Genomic DNA, 1,658 nt, shown 5'->3' with positions numbered 1-1,658 from the left:
GCGCTCTTTTCACGCAACACGTAATCCCCATACGCCACCGAGCTGAAAGTCGCAACACCATCCACACCACTTGGAGCAGAAACATACGCGGCCTGCGCGCCCTCAGGCACACCACCACTCGTGTCCTTGGCATACAGCTCAAACACGGCGCCAGCAACAGGAAGACCACTAGACGCATCCGTTTTCTTCACAGTCACATCAGCTTTAACCCGAGTATTGACCACACGCAAAAACGCTAAAGCCACACCCTGATCATCATGATCCAACGCCTGACCATCCAAAACCAAGTCCTTCGGCGCGCTCAAACCCTCAATACCCTCAGGCACACCCGACTCACTCAACGTGTACTTACCAAACACGCTCGGCTTAAAACGAACAAGACCATCTGAATCAGTCACACCCGTTTGAACACCCGGACGATCCCCCACCTCAAGCTCAGGCTGACCATCCAACGCGCCCACATACCTCAACGTAAACGTGATCCCCTGAATCGGCTCACCATCTTGATCCACCTTACGCACACTCAACGGCTGCTTATCAGAAACAAAAGCAGCATTACGCGTATCATGACGATGAGTAGGCTGCAAAGACACAGACGTACTTTGCACATACGCCACATCCCCAGCAACATCATCCCACGGACTGGCAACAGAACCTTCCGCAACCGAATGATTAGCCACACTCACCACGCCATTACCAGCAGGAGCAACCGTCTCAGTATCCTCCTTCAAGAAACGCACCGCATAATTACCACGCGCATACACCTCAAACCGATAATGACCATCCTCATCCGTACGCCCAACAATCGGCACACCCGCAGGATCACGCGCCACAGTAAAAACAGACGGATCCGAATCACTTTGACGCACCACAACAACCCGACGACCACCAATACGCGCCTCATCCGCACGCGCATTACCATCACGATCAATATCAAAAAACGCAATACCATCAATCGAATACTTAATATTTTCCGCCGTCACCTCATTAGCCTCACGGAAATTAATCCCATCCTCAGAAGTAGCCAACGAATTAATCGCACGCGAATGAATATCCAAACCCTTCGTCGCCTCACTAAAAGGCAAACGATTCCCCGTCACAATATGAGCCAAACCCGCAGACAAAATCTTCATCCCCGGACGCAAAACAGCCTTCACAGACTTCACACGCGACCAATCAGAAACCTCATCCTTACGCAACCACCGCGAATTCACCACAGAAGCCGTATCCACACCCTGCGCATCCAACGAATAAAAATACTCAAACGCCGCATTCGCAGAAAGCTTCACACCAGTCTCAGTCAAAAAAGTATCAATCGGCTGATCATTCACACGAACACCATCAACCTCAACCTCATCAACAGGCCCAGTCAACGGAGTCTCAAACGCAGAATGCTCCACCACACCCGAAGACCCATCACCACCAGACCTCAACCACGTACGAGGCAAATACTCATCCCGCTGATTCGGCACCACCTTATGATCCCCAGCCTGCGGCAACACATCCAACAACGTCAACGCCTCAATAGCCGTCAACCCCGTATTCGCCACCGAATACCGATAAAAAACAGAACCACCCAAATCCTGAGCAGGAGCAGACAAACTCCACCCATGCCCATCCAAAGACACCGACTTCTTCGGAACCAACTCCGCCGGAGG

The 1,658-nt window shown here is 51.7% G+C and carries 1 protein-coding gene; it reads right to left on the bottom strand.

Annotated features, from left to right (window positions below):
- On the bottom strand, positions 1 to 1,658 hold a 1,658-nt coding region (locus tag LRP57_RS08195; protein WP_231206200.1), incomplete at both ends, for an MSCRAMM family protein.

Source organism: Schaalia sp. lx-260 (genome assembly GCF_021083645.1).
In the GTDB taxonomy this organism is placed as follows: Bacteria; Actinomycetota; Actinomycetes; order Actinomycetales; family Actinomycetaceae; genus Pauljensenia.
Note: the sequence above shows the minus strand (reverse complement) of the source record. Positions and strands in the feature narration are given on the sequence as shown.